Genomic DNA, 19,729 nt, shown 5'->3' with positions numbered 1-19,729 from the left:
GAAAATGACAGGAAGAATAAAAAGCTTATCTGGAAAAAAGCAAAAAGCAAAAATCTTATCTTATGCAGGACTGGGGATATTTACTTTGCTTATGATGGTTCCCTTCTTGTTTGTAATTATGCTCTCCTTTAAGAATAATACGGATATTCTGATGAATCCCCTGGCGCTGCCTGACAGCCTGGATTTCAGTAATTACGTAAACGCTATAAAGACCTTGAACCCCTTTCGGTTAATTGGGAATACTTTGTTTGTTGCTGTTGTTACAATGGCAATTGAGATGGCAGTTACATTTTTAAGCGCAGTGGCCCTGACCCGGATGGTATTTAAAAAAGAGCGCACTCAGAACTTTTTGTACTCATTTATGCTGCTGGGACTGGCTATTCCCGTTTATGTACTTCTATTTCCTATATACAGGATGACAGTGCTCTTTCATCTTAAAGGAAGTTATTTTTCCTTGATACTTCCTTATATCGCAACCTCTGTATCCTTTAATACGCTGATCTTTACAGGGTTTTTAAGGGAATTCCCTACAGAAATTGAAGAGGCGGCTATTATTGACGGATGCAGTCTGTGGCAGACAATCTACAGGATTATCGTCCCAATTGTAAAGCCTGTGCTGGTCACGGTCTTTATCTTTAACGTGCTGTACATATGGAATGAGTTTCCCCTGGCCGTTACATTGATAGACGATGCCTCCAAGGCTACAATTTCCCTGGGAATCTCCATGTTCAAAGGGAGGTACAGTATTGATTATGGAGGGATTATTGCCGCCAGCCTTATGATTATGACGCCTCAGGTGATTTTCTATGGATTTTTCCAGAAATATATTATAGAAGGCATGACTGCCGGGGCAGTCAAAGGATAGCTCCCAATTTGGCCTGTGATCAGTGGGAAAGTAAATGATGATTTATACTTTTTGGACATTAGTTGTTCAATAAGTATAGGGGTTCTGGAAAGGAGAAGGAATAATGAAAGGATTGATTGTAACAGGTGATGGGAAACTCAGGCTGGCTGCGGATGTCCCAATGCCGGAGCCGGATGACTATGAGGTGCTGACGAGAACACTGGCCTGTGGGATTTGTAATGGGACGGATCTGAAATTGATAGAAGGAGGCCTGCGGGGATTCACAGATTACCCAGCAGTGCTGGGGCATGAGTCTGTGGGGGAAGTGATAAAGGTGGGCAAAAAGGTCAGGAATTACCAGGCGGGCGACAGGGTGCTGCGGACAATACTCAAAAGCAGCGCCTCCTATAACAGCCTTTGGGGCAGCTTTGCCCAGTACGGATATGTAAATGACTATGATGCGAGAGTGGAGGACGGCCTTGAGGCCGACATAGGAACCTGTACGCAGCAGGTGATTCCAGGGGATATAGATCCGGCAGAGGGCACCATGATTATCACCCTTAAGGAGATCTGCAGCGCCCTTCACCGTCTGGGGTTAGAAAAAGGCATGGATGTGGCGGTGATTGGATGTGGGCCGGTGGGCCTTTCCATGGCAGCCCTGAGCAAACTGATGGGCGCCAGGAAAGTGGTGCTGGGAGGGCACCACTCAAAACGTATTGAGGCGGCCAGGCGGCTGGGGGCAGATTTGGCTGTAAATTCAAAGGAGACTGACCTGGTTAGTGCGATACAGTCTTATGTGCCTGAGGGTGTGGATCTGTTTGTAGACTGTGTGGGCCGGACCCAGATTATAGACCAGGGGATGCAGGTGGTAAAAGAAACTGGGAAGATAGGGGTGTATGGGATTGGTATGCACACAGGCGACAGGATTGACTGGGATAAGGCTCCCTATAATTTTCAGATACATGCAGTCCAGTGGCCAATCGCCAGGGAAGAAAGAAAAGTCCACCAGGAGGTGCTTGGGTATATCCAAAGCGGACAGCTGGACCTGAAGGACTTTGTGACCCACAAACTGCCCCTTGAGGAATACCAGCGGGGCATAGAACTGGTGAGGTCCAGAGAGGGACTGAAAGTAGTACTCGAATTTTAAGGGAGGCTAAGGACATGCATACATTAAGATTTGCGGATGAATATGACGCGTTTATGGAAGAGCTGGATGCACATTACCGCAGGTTCCCGGCAGATGTAAGCAGGCAGGAAAGAATGCTGGATGATAAGCTGAAGGCTTTCCCCCAGGCTTCGCCCCTGAAAAAGAAAACCTGGATCTACCAGGTGATTGCCAGCGAATGTGAAGTGAAAGTTTTCAGGCATTGCCCTTTTTACTTTGAAGTGGTGACGGGGCGTATCAGAAATTCTGTGGGAGCAGCCTATCCCCCCATCCCAGGGTTGGACAGCTGGCTAATGCGTACAGACAGGTCGGGGTTTTTAGAAAAATTCCAGGGGTGGGCCGGCCCTTATATGGAAGAGGATATCATAGATTCTACCATGTATATGGACTGCGCCCACCATGCCATGGGAGTTGAGGCTGTACTTAAGCATGGATTCGCAGGCATCAAAAGGGCGGCAGAGGAAAAGCTTTGCCATGTAACAGAAGCACAGGGGCGGGATTTTCTTGAGAGTGTGATTGCGGCACAGGATTCTTTGATAACACTGACAAAAAGATTTGCAAAAAAAGCTGAAGAAATACTGGAAAATGAAGCCTGCCCAGAGGTCAGAGAGAGACTGATGAGGATTAGCCGCGGGGCGCAGAAATGCCCCATATATCCTGCAGAAACTTTCTATGAAGCCTTGAATACTTTTTGGTATTTGCGGGAAATCGGCAATTCCTTTGAATCTCTTGGATTTGCCATACTGGGGCATATAGACAGGATCCTGGAAAAGTATTATACCAGGGATCTGGAGGCCGGCATTATAACCCGGGAAGAGGCAAAAGAACTCATCACTTGGTTTGTAGCGCTGACAGACGCCAGATGGGACCTTGGGGACACACCCTACGGCACAAACACAAGTTTAAATATTGGCGGATGTGATGCAGAGGGAAAGCCAGTATTTAATGATATTACCAGGTTTGTAATCGAGGCATATCTGGAATACAGATTTGTAAACCCAAAGCTGCAGGCCAGGTTTTCTAAGGGGGCGCCGGATGCATACTACAGTTTGGTAGGAAAATTGGCGGCATCGGGCACAAATGTACTTTCTGTATTCAACGATGAAGTTCTGATAAAGGGGTTTATGGATAAGGGGAAAGAACTTCAGGACGCCCGGCTTTATGTGTCAGGGGGCTGCCAGGAGCCAGTTCTGGCCAATACGGAATTTGGATCCCGGGCCTTCTGTTACCTGAATCCTTCCAAATATCTGTTGATGATGATATTCCCCAGCCAGTATGCGTTTTTTGAACAGGAAAGGATTGTCCCAATATCCTTGGAATGGTGCCGGGATTTTGAAGAATTTTATGCAAGAGTATTTTATAATTTAAAGTTGATCGTCAATGCAGTTACCTGGCATTATAACGAGTTCGAGAATTTCTGGAAGTATTATAATCCTTGTCCTTTATATTCCTCCACCATTGAGGGGTGTATTGAAAAGGCAAGGGATGTATCAGAAGGAGGGGCAAAATATAATGGGAATACCTTTGCTGTCAGTGGAATCGGTACGTTTATTGATTCCATGTATGCCATATATAAATCCGTGTTTGCGGACAAAAAAATAAGCTGGGAGGCCATGAAAGAACTTCTGGCCACAAACTTTGAGGGGGAAGAGCAGATTCGCCTGTGGCTCAAAAACAAGGTGGCAAAATACGGCAAAGATGAGGATGAGATAAAAGAACTTACAAAAAGAATTTATGATGACATGTCTGTTATTGTATCTGGAATGCCGAATACCCGGGGAGGGCAGTACGAGGCTGCCCTGTGGTCTTTCTATGGATACGAATGGCTGAAAGCAAAAACAGGAGCCACGCCAAATGGCCGGAAGGGCGGGGAGTCATTATCCAGGGGCATTAACCCGGCAGAGGATGTAAACACAACAATTGCACAAATGGTGCATTCTCTGGCCGATATAGATTTAAGCAAGTATCCGGGGACGGCAGTGATGTATTTTGAGATGCCTCTGACTTTGGCCGGCTGTGATGAAAAGGTTTTTGAATCTTTAATCCGCTATTTCCAGAAATGCGGCGGGAATGTATTTGATTTTGATGTTGTGGATGCGGCGGCTTTGGAGGATGCGCTTAAAAATCCCCACAGGCACCAAAACCTGGTAGTCCGGGTTTGCGGCTACAGTGCCAGGTTTGTGACGCTGGACAGGGAGATGCAGATAGAAATTGTGAACCGGGCAAAGCGGATTGCAGGATAGGAGTGAGGTGCCAGGTGGAAGTAAATCTATTTAATATACAGCGGATGTCCCTCCATGACGGGCCGGGAATCAGGACGACTATATTCTTTCAGGGATGTAATCTTAGATGTGCCTGGTGCCATAATCCAGAGTCATTTGAGAGTGGGAGGCAGATTCAATGGAATCAAAGCAGGTGTATATCCTGCGGGGCCTGTACAAGAGCCTGCCAGGCAGGGGCCCGGTACTTACGGGGGGAAAAGCTTGTCTATGAACGCTCCTTATGCAGAGGATGCGGCGGCTGCGCCCGTGTATGTATGGCAGGGGCAGTGCGCCAGGTAGGGTTTACAATGGACACAGGGCAGGTTTTACAGGAGGTATTAAAGGATAAGGCTCTGTATGAAATTTCTGGAGGCGGAGTGACTTGTTCAGGCGGTGAGCCTCTTCTGCAGGCAGAGGGGGCCGCATGTCTGCTGGAGGGACTTAAGTCTGCGGGAATCCATACAGCAGTAGATACAGCGGGGAATGTCCCGTTTGAAAATTTTGAAAAGGTGATTCCCTTCACAAATGTATTTTTATATGATTTAAAGCTTTGGGACAGCGGGATGCATCAAAGATATACTGGTATATCTAATGAAAGGATACTGGAGAATTTTGAAAAACTGGAAAGAATCTCGCAGATTATCGTCAGAATCCCTTTTATAGGTGAAATTCAGGAGAGTGCGGTAAAACCCCTGGCCTGTTTTCTTAGGGGAAGAAAAAATGTAAAAATGATAGAACTGCTCCCATATCACAGACTGGGGGAGGGGAAATATGCAGAATTGGGCAAAAAGAATGCTGCCTTTACGGCTCCCTCCAGAGAAGTGCTTGAAAAGGCAGCAAATGATTTTAAGGAGCAGGGGGCCTCTGTTAGGATATCTGGCTGAAAGCGCTGCGGGACTGGCTTTAAAGGCAGGTGCATGGAACGGATATATAGTAAGGAGGCCTACACCAATGTTGTTTTACCGTCCACCATGACCAGTCCGGGAAGAATAATTTCCTGCTCTGTTATCTCTTCCCCCTTGATTTTCTTTAAAAGTGTGTCCACCAGTACCTGGGATAATTCCTTTAAGGGCTGGCGGATGTGGGTGAGCGGGGGGGTGAGCAGATGGGTGAGCTCGATGCCGTCATACCCTACTGCCTTGACCTGCTCTGGAACCCGTATACCCCGGTCATATACACAGCGCAGGGCATAGGCGATTATAATATCTGTAGAAAAGAGTCCGTCGATCTCAGGATGATGCTCAAGCAGTGCATCAATAATCTGTGTATAGGACTCTCTTTTAAATTCATCGGCTGCCAGCTCGTAAGTGATACAGTTCACCTGGTGGAGCGCGCAGACCTCCTCAAAAACCCGGTGCCTTTCCAAGGCCGGTGAGGGGATGGCCGAATAACCGCTAAATTGGAGAATGTTTTTACATCCATTGGCGATCAGCTTCTCTGCGGCAAGCCGCCCCCCCAAGCGGTGGTCGTAGTGGACGGACGGTATGTTCCGGCCAAGTACCATATCACAGCCGACGATAGGCAGGTCAATATTCTCATATTCCTTGCTTTTGAGCATATGTGTGGCAATGATAATGCCATCCACTTTATTCTGCTGGAGCATCTTAATATAATCCTGCTCCCGGTTTGCATTTTCCTTTGTGTTACATAATAACACTTTATATCCTGATTCATATAATAAAAGCTCAAGTTCCCGGGTAAGTTCTGAGAAATAAGGATGGGAAATATCGGGAAGAAGCAGGCCTATTGTATATGTACGCTGGCTGAAAAGGTTGCGTGCAATCTGGTTAGGCTGATAATTCAAATCCTCCATAGCCTGGTAAACCTTTTGATAGGTCTCCTGCGATATATATCCTCTTTTATTCAAAACGCGGGAAACTGTCCCCACAGAAACGCCGGACCTGGCAGCGACATCTTTGATAGTAGCCATAGTAGAACCTTTCGTTTGCGATGATTTATATTTGCCTTACTGTGTGTCTGAAAACTTATCCTATCCATGGGTTCCCCATCGGGGCCTGAATATTTGGGAATCCTGCCAATTGGGATAAGCAGACAGGCAGCCAAAGCTATGAAAAATGAACATTTATGTTTTTGATTATATCGGTTTTTATTATAAAAAGCAATACAATATGAAATGTAGAGGACGCGAAATGTTAATAAAAATACCATTGGCAAAAGACAATCCCATAGTGTCCCTTGGAGTATACAAGGACGGGATAAAAGAGAAGGAATTACAAGTCAGGCTGGCAGAAGGATTCCCTGATAAGTGGGGGTATTTTCTGATGGAGGAAACTGACAGGGAGGTAAAACTCCGCACAAAGGAAGGCAGGGTGGGAGGGAGGGCCATACAGCTTCTGGGAGATGAAGTTCTGGAGAGGATGCAGTATGAAAGGATCCGGCCGCTCTTCCACCTGGCCCCGGAGTGCGGGACCTTTGGGTATATTCTGAGATTGTACAGGAGATCGGGCATATGGAATTTTCAGATACAGCACCGAATGCTGGAGGATGACGGGGAAGCTGTCATACGCACGGTGAGAAGCCGGGATCTCTTTCACTGGAAGATGCCGGCAAAAATCAGCGGCCTGTTAGAGAGGGGGGAACATATTCCCGTCTACTGCCAGAAATGCGGGTTTGAAAACTGGGCCGGCAGGATTACGTCTGTATACTGGTTTCAATGGGATGGGCACGTTTATGAGCTGGCCGCATCAGATCATACGGGGGGAGCATATAGCAATTTTTTATCACAGGTCTTTGAAAAAAAAGGAGGATTACTTGTACCTCTGAAAGCTGCCAGACATATCCGTCTCTGGAAAAGAGAATGGAGGGATGTGAGGTTGGAGGAAGATTTCTGTGAGAATCTAAGGTTCCGCATTTCACCAGGGGTCTGGCCGGACATTCAGATTAAGGAAGGTGAGGGAGCCGGGGAGGATATATATGCCGCCGCCTTTGAACTGCTTTTAAAAATTGATATAAGAGACTCTGAAGAAATAGAGATTGCAATATGTGGATGCCATATTTTGTGGAACCGTAATACGAAAAATTTGGTGTGCAGGGGTGCCCAAATGCGGGCAGAACCCCAGGAGAACCTACTTTGCCTGCAGCTTTGGTATGACCAAGGGATTATGGAAATACTGGCACAGGGGCATGTCCTGGTGGAGTTCTTTGAGAGGGAGTGCCCTGCAGAAGCCAGTCCCAAGGAAGGAATTGCAGGGAATATTGACTTTAAGGTTCCAGTGCAGGAATCTGAAATCCTTCTGGTGCGGGACAGAAAACAATCAGCAGTAATCATGTCGGCAGAGCTTTTTGGGTTGAGAAGTACCCGTTATCCAGAGGAATATAAAGGGATGGAGGCGGCTAGTGGAAAGCTTATCTATGATAGTCCCTCATTCCAGATTTATGACACGTATATTAGAGACCAATGTTACGGTGAGCCTCCGGCATATGTAATGGACAGAGACAAAGTACTCTCATGGCCCAGGGTCACGGAGGAATTCTGCTGGAGAAAGACTCCCTGGGGAGATATGTGCAGGCAGATACATAGAGGCCCCTTCCACCAAATACCTGACAGCCTTGGAAAGTTCCCTGAACTGTATACGGGAATCCCTGTTTTGGATGTGGCATATAACATAGCATGCGAGGTGTTTTTCCTCTGCAGTTCAGAGGATTACGCCATGCCCGGCCAGGAAGGGATGTGGGGCAGTGGTTTGTTCCAGGGGAAAGGGGAAGGCTTTGGTGTATGGCTAAGAGATACGACCCATACAGCAATACGGTGCGGTACCCTGTTAGACCGGGAGGGGGCATACCGGACGCTGCGGTATACGGCATCAAAGGGATTTGACAATGGCGCAGACGGACTTGCCATGCCGGCAGTGGGGATATGGGATTATTATTGTGTGACAGGGGATGTTTCCCTGATCTATGATACTTGGGGAGATCTGTGCGGCAGGATGGAGGAGGCCTGCAGGCATTTTGACCCTGCCAGGGGATTGGTCAAAGCCTGCCAGTCTACCTCTAACGACGCATTCGAGGAGGCAGAGGCAGGCGGGTACTGCCTGAGCACAGAGATTTATTATATGGAAGCGTTTCTTTGTATGGAGCGGATGGCCTGTCTGTTGGGAGAAGAAAATAAGATATTCGGGCAGTATGGGGATATAGGGCGCCGGATGCGAGAGAGGATCAGGAAAGAATTCTGGAAGGAGGAGGCAGGGTATTTTACAAGCGGCCCGAAGGGAAGCGATGCTTGGGCGTATAGTATGTGGGAGACATCAGGCGCGGAGGGCGCGGTGTGGGGCAGATTTAAGATTGCAGGCCCGGGACAAAAATACCGGATGCTTGAACAGATGGAGCAGGCCGCCATGACGGAATTTGGCCTGGATTTGTTTCCCTGCCGGAAAGAGAAAAACCATTTCTGCCATAGCAGCTGGGGCGTGTGGAATGCCGGAATTGCAGCTGCGGCCTGTGAGACAGGCAACTTTGCGCTTGTCTGGAAACTTTTAATGCAGCAGGTGAGAAATGCTATAATCAATAGAACCTTTTATGAAGTGGTGGATGTGGACACAGGAAGGGCATGGCGGTGGCCTGGGCAGCTATGGCATGCGGCGGGATTTATATCTACAATTTTTTATGGCCTGCTGGGCATAAGCTATGATGAAAAAGGAATGTACCTGAATCCTGTGTTTTGTCCAGATACGGAAACCACAGGACTTCACCAGATACGCCTTACAGGCCTGCGTTTTGGCAAGGGTGTTTATGATATAGTCAGTACGCCGGGGGGAAGGCAGATACTTTTGGACGGACAGGAGGTATCCTATATACCGGCAGAGTTAAGCGGCAGACATGAAGTAGACATCAAGGTATGCCCCCAGGGCACCCCGTAACACATGTCCTTCGGACAGGTGGACTACGTCCAATAAGGTATACCCCCAGGGCACCCCGTAACACATGTCCTTCGGACAGGTGGACTACGTCCAATAGGGTATGCCCCCAGGGCACCCCGTAACACATGTCCTTCGGACGGGTGGACTACGTCCAATAGGGTATACCCACAGGGCACCCCGTAATACATGTATTTTGAGTATCATGATAAAATGGATGGTTTTAAAGGAGGAGAGGAAATGAGGAAAGGAATTGCAGTTGCAGGCAATCTGATTGTAGACCATGTAAAAATAACAGATATCTGGCCAGCCAGGGGAATGTTATGCAATATAGAAAAAGAATACCGGTGTATTGGAGGATGCGCCGGGAATACAGCGGCAGGCCTGGCAATTATGGATAGCTCCATCCCCCTTTCCTGTTATGGGCGTACAGGGACGGATGAGGATGGTGAATTTATACGCAGCCAGTTAAAAAAACTTGGGGTGCCTGTGGAAGGCATACAGTATTCACCAGAGGAAAGCACTTCTTATACAGATGTTATGTCCGTGAAAGCTACTGGAGAAAGGACTTTTTTTCACAGAAGAGGGGCAAATAAAGAATTTGTACTTTCAGAGGAGGAAATAGCCTGTATGGAGGCATCCATCTTACACATAGGGTACGCGCTTCTGCTGGATGCAATGGATGCCAGGGAGGAGGTTTATGGGAGCGTGATGGCAAAGACACTTGCGATGGCCCAGAAAAGAGGGATTCAGACATCCATGGATGTGGCCAGTGAGGAGGGCGGGCGGTTTGGCCAGGTTGTGGCGCCCTGCCTGAAGTACTGTGACTATTTTATAGCCAATGAAATAGAAGGGGGGAATATCACTGACATTACCCCCCGGGATAGGCAGGGGAATATTGACAAGAAAAAAATAAAAGAAATTTTACTGCGTTTACACCGTATGGGTGTGGGGACGCTGGCTGTAATCCATGCACCCGAGGGGGGATACGCCCTGGACTGCCAGGGGAACTATTGGGAGGCCCCCGGATTTTGCCTCCCAGAGGGTTTTATAAAAGGCAGCGTGGGGGCAGGGGATGCCTTCTGCGCCGGCATGCTGTATGCGTTATACCAGGAGTATCCGGTTAAGGAGGCGCTGCAGTTTGCCAATCTATCTGCAGTGTGCAGCCTGACAGCGGAAGATTCCATCAGCGGCATGAGGCGTCTTGCTGAGATGGAAAGGCTCGGGATAGAATTGGCGAGGGGGATTTCTGAAATAGCCCAACGGCACAGGCCATGAATTCTAAATCCAGGTATACATTGGAGATACAGAATTTTGCCATAAATTGAATCTTAGATACGGCGGGCGCCTGTCATATTTCCCTATTATTTTTTTCGATTTCATATTGATTATTAGTGGAATTTAACATATAATAGTGCTTAATTGATAAAATTTTAACTATATAATACATATGCTCAGTTGATAAAGAGAGTATATTTTAAAGGAGGTATCCCATGTTAGAACAGACCTATTATGATAAGGCTGACGAGATCATAGCATCACACGGTGACGAACAGGCATCCCTTATCCCTATTATCCAGGATATTCAGACTGAATACCGCTACCTTCCGCCAGAGCTTCTAAGCTATGTTGCCAGTAAGCTGGGAATCAATGAAGCCAAGGCCTACAGTGTAGCGACTTTTTATGAGAATTTTTCTTTTGAGCCAAAAGGAAAATATATCATAAAAGTATGTGACGGGACAGCCTGTCATGTGCGCAAATCTATTCCCATCCTGGAAAGGCTTTACAGTGAGCTGGGACTCTCAAAGGACAAAGCTACAACGGATGATATGCTCTTTACGCTGGAAACCGTCTCCTGCCTCGGCGCCTGCGGACTTGCGCCGGTCCTGACAGTAAATGATAAAGTATACCCGGCAATGACCCCAGATGCGGCGGCAGAATTGATTCACGAATTGAGAGGAGCTTAGAAAATGGAAAGAATTAAAAACAGAGAGGATCTGGGGCAGGTCCGCAAGGCTTCAAAGATACAGATGGAGAGCAGTAAATGCAGAGTGCTGATTTGTGCGGGAACCGGATGCCTGGCAGGAGGATCAGGAGCTATATTTGACAGAATGTGTGAGCTGGCAAAAGAGAATCCAGATGTGGAGGTTCATTTTGGGCCTGAGATCGCCCACGGTGACGGCGCAATCGGAGTTAAGAAAAGTGGATGCCATGGTTTCTGTGAGATGGGCCCCCTGATGAGGATCGAACCCCATGGTATTTTGTATACAAAAGTACAGCCAGAGGACTGTGACGAGATTTTCCACAGGACAATAGAAAAGGGGGAGCCTATCCGGCACCTGCTTTTTAAACAGGATGGAGTAGAATACCAGAAGCAGGAGGACATTCCTTTTTATAAGAAGCAGACAAGAAATGTCTTGAAAAACTGCGGCCATATTGATGCTGAGCACATTCAGGAATACATATCCACAGGCGGCTATTGTGCCTTGGAAAAGGTTTTGTTCGAAATGAAACCCCAGGAGGTTATACAGGAGATTACAGAATCTAACCTGCGGGGGCGTGGGGGCGGCGGCTTCCAGACAGGTTATAAATGGTCCCAGGTGGCAAGGCAGCCGGAGAAGGTGCGCTTTGTAGTCTGTAATGGGGATGAAGGTGACCCGGGGGCATTCATGGATAGAAGCATCATGGAGGGCGACCCCCATAAGATGATTGAAGGCATGATGATTGCCGCCTACGCTGTAGGCGCACAGGAGGGGTATGTCTATGTGCGCGCAGAGTATCCTCTGGCAATCAGCAGGCTGAAGCTGGCCATTGAACAGGCCGAGAGCTGCGGACTTTTAGGCGATAATATCTTAGGGACAGGTTTTTCCTTCCGGCTGCACATTAACAGAGGGGCGGGCGCTTTCGTATGTGGGGAAGGAAGCGCCCTGACAGCCTCCATCGAAGGAAACCGGGGGATGCCCAGGGTGAAGCCTCCAAGGACAGTAGAGCAGGGGCTGTTCGCCAAGCCGACAGTCCTCAATAACGTGGAAACCTTTGCCAATGTGCCTATGATTATCCAGGAGGGGGCCCAGTGGTTTAAGAGTATTGGGCCAGAGAACAGTCCCGGGACAAAGGCTTTCGCCCTGACCGGAAGCGTGAAACATACGGGATTGATTGAAGTTCCTATGGGGACTACCTTAAGAGAGGTCATCTACGATATTGGGGGAGGCATTAAAGGAGACGGAGAGTTTAAGGCTGTACAGATAGGAGGGCCTTCAGGAGGATGCCTGATAACCCCTCATCTGGACGTAGAGCTGGATTTTGATTCTTTAAAAAAGATGGGGGCAATGATAGGCTCAGGCGGACTGGTAGTCATGGACAGCCGTACCTGTATGGTCGAGGTGGCCCGCTTCTTCATGAATTTTACACAGAACGAGAGCTGCGGAAAATGTGTTCCCTGCCGGGAAGGTACAAAAAGGATGCTGGAGATTCTGGAAAGGATCGTGGCGGGAAATGGAAAACCAGAGGATTTGGACCTGCTGGAGGAACTTGCCACCACGATCACGGAGACTGCACTCTGCGGCCTGGGGAAAAGCGCGGCGCTGCCGGTCATGAGTACTTTGAAACTGTTCCGTGAGGAATATTTGGAGCATGTTGTTGAGAAGAAATGTACTTCCCACACATGTACTGCACTTCGGAGATTTATTATCAGTGAGGAACGGTGCAAGGGATGTTCTAAATGTGCAAGGAACTGTCCCGTAGGCGCTATCAGCGGAAGGATAAAGGAACCATATGTGATTGACAATGAAAAATGTATTAAGTGCGGCGCCTGTGAGAGTGCATGTGCTTTCGGCGCAATACATATAGAAGGGTAGGAGGAAAAGAGCATGGGTTTTATAACAATTAACAATAGAAGAGTGGCTTTTACAAATGAGAAAAATGTTCTTTCTATCATACGTAAATCTGGAATTGACCTTCCTACATTCTGTTATCATTCTGAGCTTTCTACATATGGGGCCTGCCGTATGTGCGTAGTTGAGGATGACAGAGGAAGAATCTTTGCATCCTGCTCAGAGATCCCAAGGGACGGCATGGTGATCTACACCAATACACCCAGGCTGCAGCACCACAGGAGAATGATTATTGAACTGCTTCTAGCCTCCCATTGCAGGGATTGTACGACCTGTGGGAAAAACGGAGTCTGTACTCTGCAGAAGCTGTCAAGGCAGCTTGGCATTACCAATGTCCGTTTTGAGAATAACAAAAAGCAGCTTCCCCAGGATGCCACATCAGATTGTGTAATCCGGGATCCAAATAAGTGTATTCTCTGCGGTGATTGTGTGCGTACCTGTGATGAGATACAGGGACTGGGGGTATTGGATTTTGCTTTCCGGGGGTCTAAAATGCAGGTGACTACAGCATTTAATAAAGATCTGGCACATACAGACTGTGTAGGGTGCGGGCAGTGCCGCGCAGTATGTCCTACCGGCGCCATCACAATCAAGCAGGATGTTGAGCATGTATGGAAGGTCCTTGCGGACAAAAATATCAGGGTTGTGGCCCAGATCGCCCCTGCAGTGCGTGTGGCAGTGGGAGATAAGTTTGGTATTAAAAAGGGGGAGAATACATTGGGCCGCCTTGTCGCAGCTTTGCGCCGCATCGGGTTTGACGAGGTGTATGACACCAATTTCGGCGCAGACCTTACTGTGATGGAAGAGGCGGAGGAGTTTTTGCACCGGCTTCAGGCAGGGGAACATCTTCCTCTGTTTACTTCCTGCTGTCCGGCATGGGTCAAATTCTGTGAGAATAAATATCCCCAGTATCAGAAGCATCTTTCAACCTGCCGTTCCCCTCAGGCAATGTTCGGGGCGCTTATCAAGGAAGAAGCACGTATGAAAGGGCAGTCAGAGCCAAGAAAGACAGTGGTGATTTCGATCATGCCCTGTACGGCGAAAAAGGCAGAGATTAGAAGGCCCGATCAGTTTAATAAGGGGGAACAGAACGTTGATTACGTGCTGACTACCACAGAGATTACACGAATGATCCAGGAGGCGGGAATTGACCTGGCCCAGGTGAAACCAGAAGCTTTGGATATGCCTTTTGGCATTGCGTCTGGGGCAGGGGCCATTTTCGGAGTAACAGGCGGAGTAACAGAGGCAGTTCTGCGGCGCCTTGTGAACAGCAACCGCGCCGAAGATTTAGAGGCCATCAGTTTTACAGGAGTGCGCGGTGTGGACGGCATTAAAGAGGCGTCTGTCAAACTGGGCGACCGTGAAGTTAAAATAGCGGTAGTAAATGGCCTGCAGTGCGCGGCAGAGGTGCTTGAGAAGATAGAATCTGGGGAAGCATACTATGATTTTGTGGAAGTCATGGCATGCAAGAGGGGCTGCATTGCCGGCGGCGGGCAGCCAGTGCCCATTGGCCCCAGGACGAAAAAGGCCAGGCTGGAAGGCATTTATAAGATTGACAGCCTTGCACAGATTAAGCTTCCGAATGAGAATCCGATTATTACAACAGTTTATGACGGTATCCTGAAAGGGAAAGAACATGAGCTGCTGCATACAAGGGATGAAAGCCTGGCTCAGTAGATCGAGGATTTAAGTAGAAGGGCAGAAGCGCCAACCAGCAGGGATATAAGTATGCCAGGCTGGCTGGCGTTTTTTGTTTCACTCCTATTTTCACTTGTAGGAAAGGGATTTTAGTGCTATTATTGACAACAGTGGCATATCGCCATTTATAAATAAGAGAAAGGAAACGAGAAACGTGACCTATAAAGAAGCAAGGGTATATTTGGACGAAGTGTCGAAATACGGAAGTGTACTTGGCTTGGATACGATTCGAGGTCTGTTGCGTGAACTTGGGGATCCCCAGGATGACTTAAAGTTCATACATATTGCAGGAACGAATGGAAAAGGCTCTGTGCTTGCGTATATTTCGACTATTTTAAGCAAGGCAGGGTACAGGACCGGCAGATATGTTTCACCGACAGTGGTTTCCTATTTGGAGCGGATTCAGATAGACGGAGAGTGGATATCTGAAGAGGAGTTCGCGGAATCAGCAGGGTTGGTTCAAAAAGCTATTGCCCGCATGGAAGCTAAGGGGGAGACAAGTCCCACTGTGTTTGAGGCGGAAACGGCAATAGCTTTTTTGTATTTCAAAAAAAAGAAATGCCACATTGTGGTACTGGAGACAGGCCTTGGAGGAACGTTGGATGCTACCAACATTGTAAAGAACACACAGGCTGCAGTCTTTACTTCTATCAGCCGTGACCATATGGGGTTCCTGGGCGGTACGCTGGAAGAAATAGCAAGAAATAAGGCCGGTATTATTAAATATGGCTGCATCACTGTGACAGCCAGGCAGGAGCCGGAGGTCATGGAGGTATTAAAAGAAAAGGCCGCCCAAGTAAAAAGCCAGTTGATTACTGCGTTTCCCGACAGGGCAGAGGTCACTGACGTTAGCTGGAGTGGGCAGAATATAAGCTATGGAGATTACAGGAATCTCAGGCTGAACCTGGCCGGCATACATCAGGTGGAAAATGCGTGTCTGGCCCTGGAGGTATTGGAGTCATTGAGGGGCCTGGGATATACTGTCTCTGGGGAAGCAGTCCGGGAAGGGTTTGCAGAGACAAGATGGCCTGGCCGGTTCGAATGTGTCAGCCAAAATCCATTGTTTTTTGTGGACGGAGCCCACAACGAAGGGGCTGCAGAAAGGCTTAAGGAGACAGTGGAGGCCTGCCTGCCAGGAAGGAAATTGATTTTGATCATGGGGGTATTCCGGGATAAAGAATATCATAAGATTTTACAGACCATGGGGCCTATGGCAGAGAAGATTTTTACCGTAGACCTGCCGGATAGACAGCGCAGCCTGCCTGGGGAGGAGCTGAAGAAAGCGGCGGATATGTACTGTCCCCGGACAGAGGCGGCAGCGGATATCCCCGGGGCGGTAAAATCGGCATGGAGGGAGGCAGGGGCAGAAGGCACCGTATTAGCTTTCGGCTCTCTGTCTTATCTGGGCCAGGTAAGAAATCTGGTTAAACGTATGGGGGGAAAACAATGGTAGATCAGGAGAAAATAAAACAGGCAGTAGAACTTCTGCTGGAGGGGATTGGGGAGGATCCCAAGAGAGAGGGACTCAGCCAGACGCCCAGCCGTATTGCCAGGATGTATGAGGAAATATACGGCGGCATGTGGGAAGATGCAGCCCAGCATCTGAAAAAAACATTTCATGCGGATAATAATGAGATGGTGGTGGAAAAGGGCATTACTTTTTATTCCACCTGTGAGCATCATCTGCTGCCCTTTTACGGGAAGGCACATATAGCTTATATACCGGACGGGAGGGTTGTGGGGTTAAGTAAACTGGCCCGGACAGTGGAGGTGTTTGCCAAAAGGCTGCAGATCCAGGAACAACTGACCGGGCAGATTGCAGACGCCCTTATGGAGAACCTGGGGCCAAAAGGCGTGCTTGTCATGTTAGAGGCAGAACATATGTGCATGACAATGCGGGGCATTAAGAAGCCGGGCAGCAGGACAGTGACCTTAGTAAAACGGGGGGTGTTTGAGGAGGAGCAGGAGCTGGTAAATCTCTTTTTCCAGATGCTGCGGTAGAGACGCCCATTCGCATAAAAAGGTGCCTGGGGCTGGCCAGCTGTGACTGGCCGGGCACTATCTATATGAGGGCGTCACGGCAGAAAATAAAATTTGAGGAGTGGGGGGATCTGATGGACGTAAGGATGTACAGGCAGGTGGAGGGTATGCCCAGACTGGAGGCAGTCAGGAACCATCCTCTTTACAGAGAAAATTACGGCCTTTTAGAGGAGGCGGAGCAAAAAAGGGAATTTTGCCGGCATCAGATGCCGCATCTTCTGGATGTGGCCAGAATTGCATATATTTTGAACCTAGAGAGAAAGCTGGGCATTGAAAAAGAGGTTATTTATACGGCGGCACTTTTGCACGATATTGGGAAATTCGGGCAGTACAGAGATGGAATACCTCATGAGATTGGGGGAAAAGAAATTGCCAAGCAGATTTTAAAGGATTTAGCCGTGTTTTCTGAGGATGAAACCTGCAGGATCCTGCAGGCGGTAGGTGAGCATAGAAGGCCCGGCGACGGGGTTTCTCTTTTGGGTTCAATCCTTTATGAAAGTGATAAATTATCCAGAGCATGCTATATATGTGAAGGGGAATCTGCGTGCAATTGGAGCAGGGATAAGAAGAACATGGAAATTAAATTGTGAAAGGGTGATGCAGATGAAAATAGGCGGTAAAGAGTTTGACACAGAACATCATATATATATCATGGGAATCCTGAATGTGACACCGGATTCTTTTTCAGATGGGGGACAGTATAATTGTCTCGATAAGGCTTTACAGCATGCCCAAAAGATGTGTGAGGAAGGGGCGGATATTATTGACGTTGGCGGAGAGTCCACCCGCCCGGGACATAGGCAGATCACAGATGAGGAAGAAATAGAAAGAGTCGTCCCGGTTATAAGGAAACTGAAAGAGAATTTTGACATGCCTGTATCCATAGATACATATAAAAGCGGCGTGGCCAGAGAGGCCCTCCAGGCTGGTGCGGATTTGGTGAATGATATTTGGGGGCTCAAATATGATAAGAATATGGCGGGAGTAATTGCGGACCACGGTGCGGCGTGCTGCCTGATGCACAACAGGGAAAGGGCGGACTATACTCATTTTGTGCCAGATGTGCTAATGGATCTGCAGGAGAGTGTCCAAATTGCCGAAAAGGCGGGGATTCATCGGGATAGGATTATGCTGGACCCAGGCGTGGGTTTTGGCAAGACTGTGGAAATGAACCTGGAAATTATTAAGGAACTAAACCGTCTGAAGAGCCTGGACTACCCAATTCTTCTCGGCACATCCAGAAAATCTGTCATAGGGCTGACACTGGATCTGCCCGCCCATGAAAGGGAGGAAGGCACACTTGTGACAACCGTATTTGGAATTCTGGGAGGGTGTTCTTTTGTCCGTGTGCATGATGTCAAGGCAAACTTAAGAGCTATAAAAATGACAGAGGCTATTTTAAGGGAGCATGAGGTGTAGGAAAAGTGGACAGAATAAAAATAGAAAATTTGGAAGTATTTGCAAACCACGGTGTACTTCCAGAAGAAAACAGGCTGGGACAAAAGTTTTTGGTTTCAGCCGTACTTTACACAGAGACACGCAAAGCAGGCAGGGCAGATGATTTGGCGGCCTCCATACATTATGGAGAGGTGAGCCAGTTTATTGATAATTTTATGAAAGAGAATACTTTCAAGCTAATTGAGACTGTGGCAGAGGGACTGGCAGAGGCGCTTCTGCAGCATACTCCAAGGCTTAGCAAAATCGACCTGGAGGTGAAAAAACCTTGGGCCCCTGTTGGCATTCCGTTGGAGTATGTTTCAGTCAGGATAGAAAGGCAGTGGCATACAGCCTATATTGCCCTTGGATCCAATATAGGGGATAAGCGGGGGTATCTGGATGGTGCAGTTTCAGCCCTGGAGAAAATTAAAAACTGCCATGTGGAGAAGAAATCCTCCTGGCTTGTGACTCCGCCCTATGGGATGACGGATCAGGAGGATTTTTTAAATGGCTGTTTGGAGCTCAGGACATTGCTGGAGCCGGAGGAGCTTTTAGAAGAATTGCACAGAATTGAGCTGGAGGCGGGGCGGGAGAGGGTGATCCACTGGGGCCCAAGGACTCTGGATTTAGATATTATTTTTTATGACAATGCAGTAATAGAAAAGGATCAATTATGCATCCCCCATGTAGAAATGCACAAGAGGGATTTCGTGCTTAAACCCCTCCATGAGATTGCCCCATATAAACGCCATCCGGTGTCTGGAAAAACCGTAAGAGAACTTTTGGAGGAACTGCAGTAAAGGACACTGCCAGGTGTGGCTTCTATTATGCATACTGCCTGGAGGCCGTATTTATAACAAGAGGAAACAAGGAGAAGAGATGAGAAAAGTTATTCTGTATGCGGGTATGAGTTTAGATGGCTATATTGCTGATAAAAATGGGAAAGTAGGCTGGCTTTCAGGGGATGGAAGCGACAAAGATAATCCTGGCAGCTATGGCAGCTTTTTTAATTCTGTCCATACAATTGTCATGGGATTTAAGACATATCATCAGATTGTGACCGAGCTTTCTCCAAAGGAATGGGTCTACCCAGGCAAAGAATGTTTTGTGTTTACGCATGACAGGCAGAAAGAGGCGGGGGAGGTACAATTCACAGATAAAGATCCGGCAGAACTGGTCAAACAGCTGAAGGAAGAGCCTGGGGGAGATATTTGGGTTTGCGGAGGATCCGATATTATTAACCAGCTTATAGAAGGCGGCTGTATTGACAGATATTGTATTACAGTCATTCCAACTATTTTAGGAGAAGGCATCCCGCTTTTCACCTCTCATGGGAGGGAGATCCCATTAACATTGATCTCAACATATAGCTATAATGGCATGACGGACTTAGTCTATGAACACCGGAGATAACCACAGCCCTTACCTACCTACATGGACATACAACTAAATTTTAAAAAATAATAAAATACGAGATTGCCAGAAGACTTATGTCCCGAAGGGACAGGTGGACTCCG

16 protein-coding genes are annotated in these 19,729 nt (G+C 47.9%); 15 read left to right on the top strand and 1 reads right to left on the bottom strand.

Annotation, left to right across the window (positions count from 1 at the left end; all coding sequences use genetic code 11):
* Positions 1-4 precede the first annotated feature (4 nt).
* From EFA47_RS10405 to EFA47_RS10390, 4 genes are all read left to right on the top strand, one after another.
* Complete coding sequence (locus EFA47_RS10405) at positions 5-865, top strand: carbohydrate ABC transporter permease (RefSeq protein ID WP_122643211.1); 861 nt, start codon at positions 5-7, stop codon at positions 863-865.
* A 103-nt stretch (positions 866-968) separates the two neighbouring features.
* Positions 969-1,991: a zinc-dependent alcohol dehydrogenase gene (locus EFA47_RS10400; protein WP_122643210.1), complete on the top strand. Its 1,023-nt coding sequence runs from the start codon at positions 969-971 to the stop codon at positions 1,989-1,991.
* Between the two features lie 14 nt (positions 1,992-2,005).
* The gene (locus tag EFA47_RS10395; RefSeq protein WP_122643209.1) at positions 2,006-4,252 is read left to right on the top strand and encodes a pyruvate formate lyase family protein; all 2,247 of its coding nucleotides are present in this window, start codon (positions 2,006-2,008) and stop codon (positions 4,250-4,252) included.
* 14 nt (positions 4,253-4,266) lie between these two features.
* Entirely contained in the window at positions 4,267-5,154 is an 888-nt protein-coding gene (locus tag EFA47_RS10390; protein WP_164689975.1) for a glycyl-radical enzyme activating protein, read from the top strand.
* A gap of 59 nt (positions 5,155-5,213) precedes the next feature.
* On the opposite strand, the gene EFA47_RS10385 is transcribed toward EFA47_RS10390, so the two are convergent.
* On the bottom strand, positions 5,214-6,200 hold the full coding sequence (locus EFA47_RS10385; protein WP_122643207.1) for a LacI family DNA-binding transcriptional regulator: 987 nt from the start codon (positions 6,198-6,200) through the stop codon (positions 5,214-5,216).
* Between the two features lie 220 nt (positions 6,201-6,420).
* Here EFA47_RS10385 and EFA47_RS10380 point away from each other — a divergent pair, with 220 nt between their 5' ends.
* The 11 genes from EFA47_RS10380 (at position 6,421) to EFA47_RS10330 (ending at position 19,625) form a co-directional block, all read left to right on the top strand.
* Positions 6,421-9,147: a glucosidase family protein gene (locus EFA47_RS10380; protein WP_122643206.1), complete on the top strand. Its 2,727-nt coding sequence runs from the start codon at positions 6,421-6,423 to the stop codon at positions 9,145-9,147.
* A 237-nt stretch (positions 9,148-9,384) separates the two neighbouring features.
* The gene (locus EFA47_RS10375) at positions 9,385-10,422 is read left to right on the top strand and encodes a carbohydrate kinase family protein (protein WP_164689974.1); all 1,038 of its coding nucleotides are present in this window, start codon (positions 9,385-9,387) and stop codon (positions 10,420-10,422) included.
* Positions 10,423-10,637: 215 nt separating this feature from the next.
* Positions 10,638-11,111 (top strand): complex I 24 kDa subunit family protein, encoded by a 474-nt coding sequence (locus EFA47_RS10370; RefSeq protein ID WP_122643204.1) that lies wholly within the window; start codon positions 10,638-10,640, stop codon positions 11,109-11,111.
* 3 nt (positions 11,112-11,114) lie between these two features.
* Positions 11,115-13,001 carry an NADH-quinone oxidoreductase subunit NuoF gene (locus tag EFA47_RS10365; protein ID WP_122643203.1) on the top strand — a complete coding sequence of 629 codons (1,887 nt, stop codon included), beginning with the start codon at positions 11,115-11,117 and terminating at the stop codon, positions 12,999-13,001.
* 12 nt (positions 13,002-13,013) lie between these two features.
* Positions 13,014-14,714, top strand: coding sequence for a [FeFe] hydrogenase, group A (locus tag EFA47_RS10360; RefSeq protein WP_122643202.1), 1,701 nt, complete (start codon positions 13,014-13,016; stop codon positions 14,712-14,714).
* Positions 14,715-14,889: 175 nt separating this feature from the next.
* Positions 14,890-16,188 (top strand): bifunctional folylpolyglutamate synthase/dihydrofolate synthase, encoded by a 1,299-nt coding sequence (locus EFA47_RS10355; RefSeq protein ID WP_122643201.1) that lies wholly within the window; start codon positions 14,890-14,892, stop codon positions 16,186-16,188.
* Positions 16,182-16,736, top strand: a complete 555-nt coding sequence (gene folE, locus EFA47_RS10350) for a GTP cyclohydrolase I FolE (RefSeq protein ID WP_122643200.1) — start codon at positions 16,182-16,184, stop codon at positions 16,734-16,736. The genes EFA47_RS10355 and folE overlap by 7 nt, the downstream gene beginning before the upstream one ends.
* A 113-nt stretch (positions 16,737-16,849) precedes the next feature.
* The gene (locus tag EFA47_RS10345) at positions 16,850-17,365 is read left to right on the top strand and encodes an HD domain-containing protein (RefSeq protein WP_330512187.1); all 516 of its coding nucleotides are present in this window, start codon (positions 16,850-16,852) and stop codon (positions 17,363-17,365) included.
* A 13-nt stretch (positions 17,366-17,378) separates the two neighbouring features.
* On the top strand, positions 17,379-18,194 hold the full coding sequence (folP, locus tag EFA47_RS10340) for a dihydropteroate synthase (RefSeq protein ID WP_122643199.1): 816 nt from the start codon (positions 17,379-17,381) through the stop codon (positions 18,192-18,194).
* Positions 18,195-18,199: 5 nt separating this feature from the next.
* A complete protein-coding gene (gene folK, locus EFA47_RS10335; RefSeq protein WP_122643198.1) occupies positions 18,200-19,012 on the top strand; it encodes a 2-amino-4-hydroxy-6-hydroxymethyldihydropteridine diphosphokinase in 813 nt (270 codons plus the stop codon).
* Between the two features lie 79 nt (positions 19,013-19,091).
* Complete coding sequence (locus EFA47_RS10330; RefSeq protein WP_122643197.1) at positions 19,092-19,625, top strand: dihydrofolate reductase family protein; 534 nt, start codon at positions 19,092-19,094, stop codon at positions 19,623-19,625.
* Positions 19,626-19,729: the final 104 nt, after the last annotated feature.

It is taken from the genome of Luxibacter massiliensis (genome assembly GCF_900604355.1).
Lineage (GTDB): Bacteria > Bacillota > Clostridia > Lachnospirales > Lachnospiraceae > Luxibacter > Luxibacter massiliensis.
The sequence above is the reverse complement of the archived record's forward strand: the minus strand, read 5'-3'. Positions and strand labels throughout refer to the sequence as shown.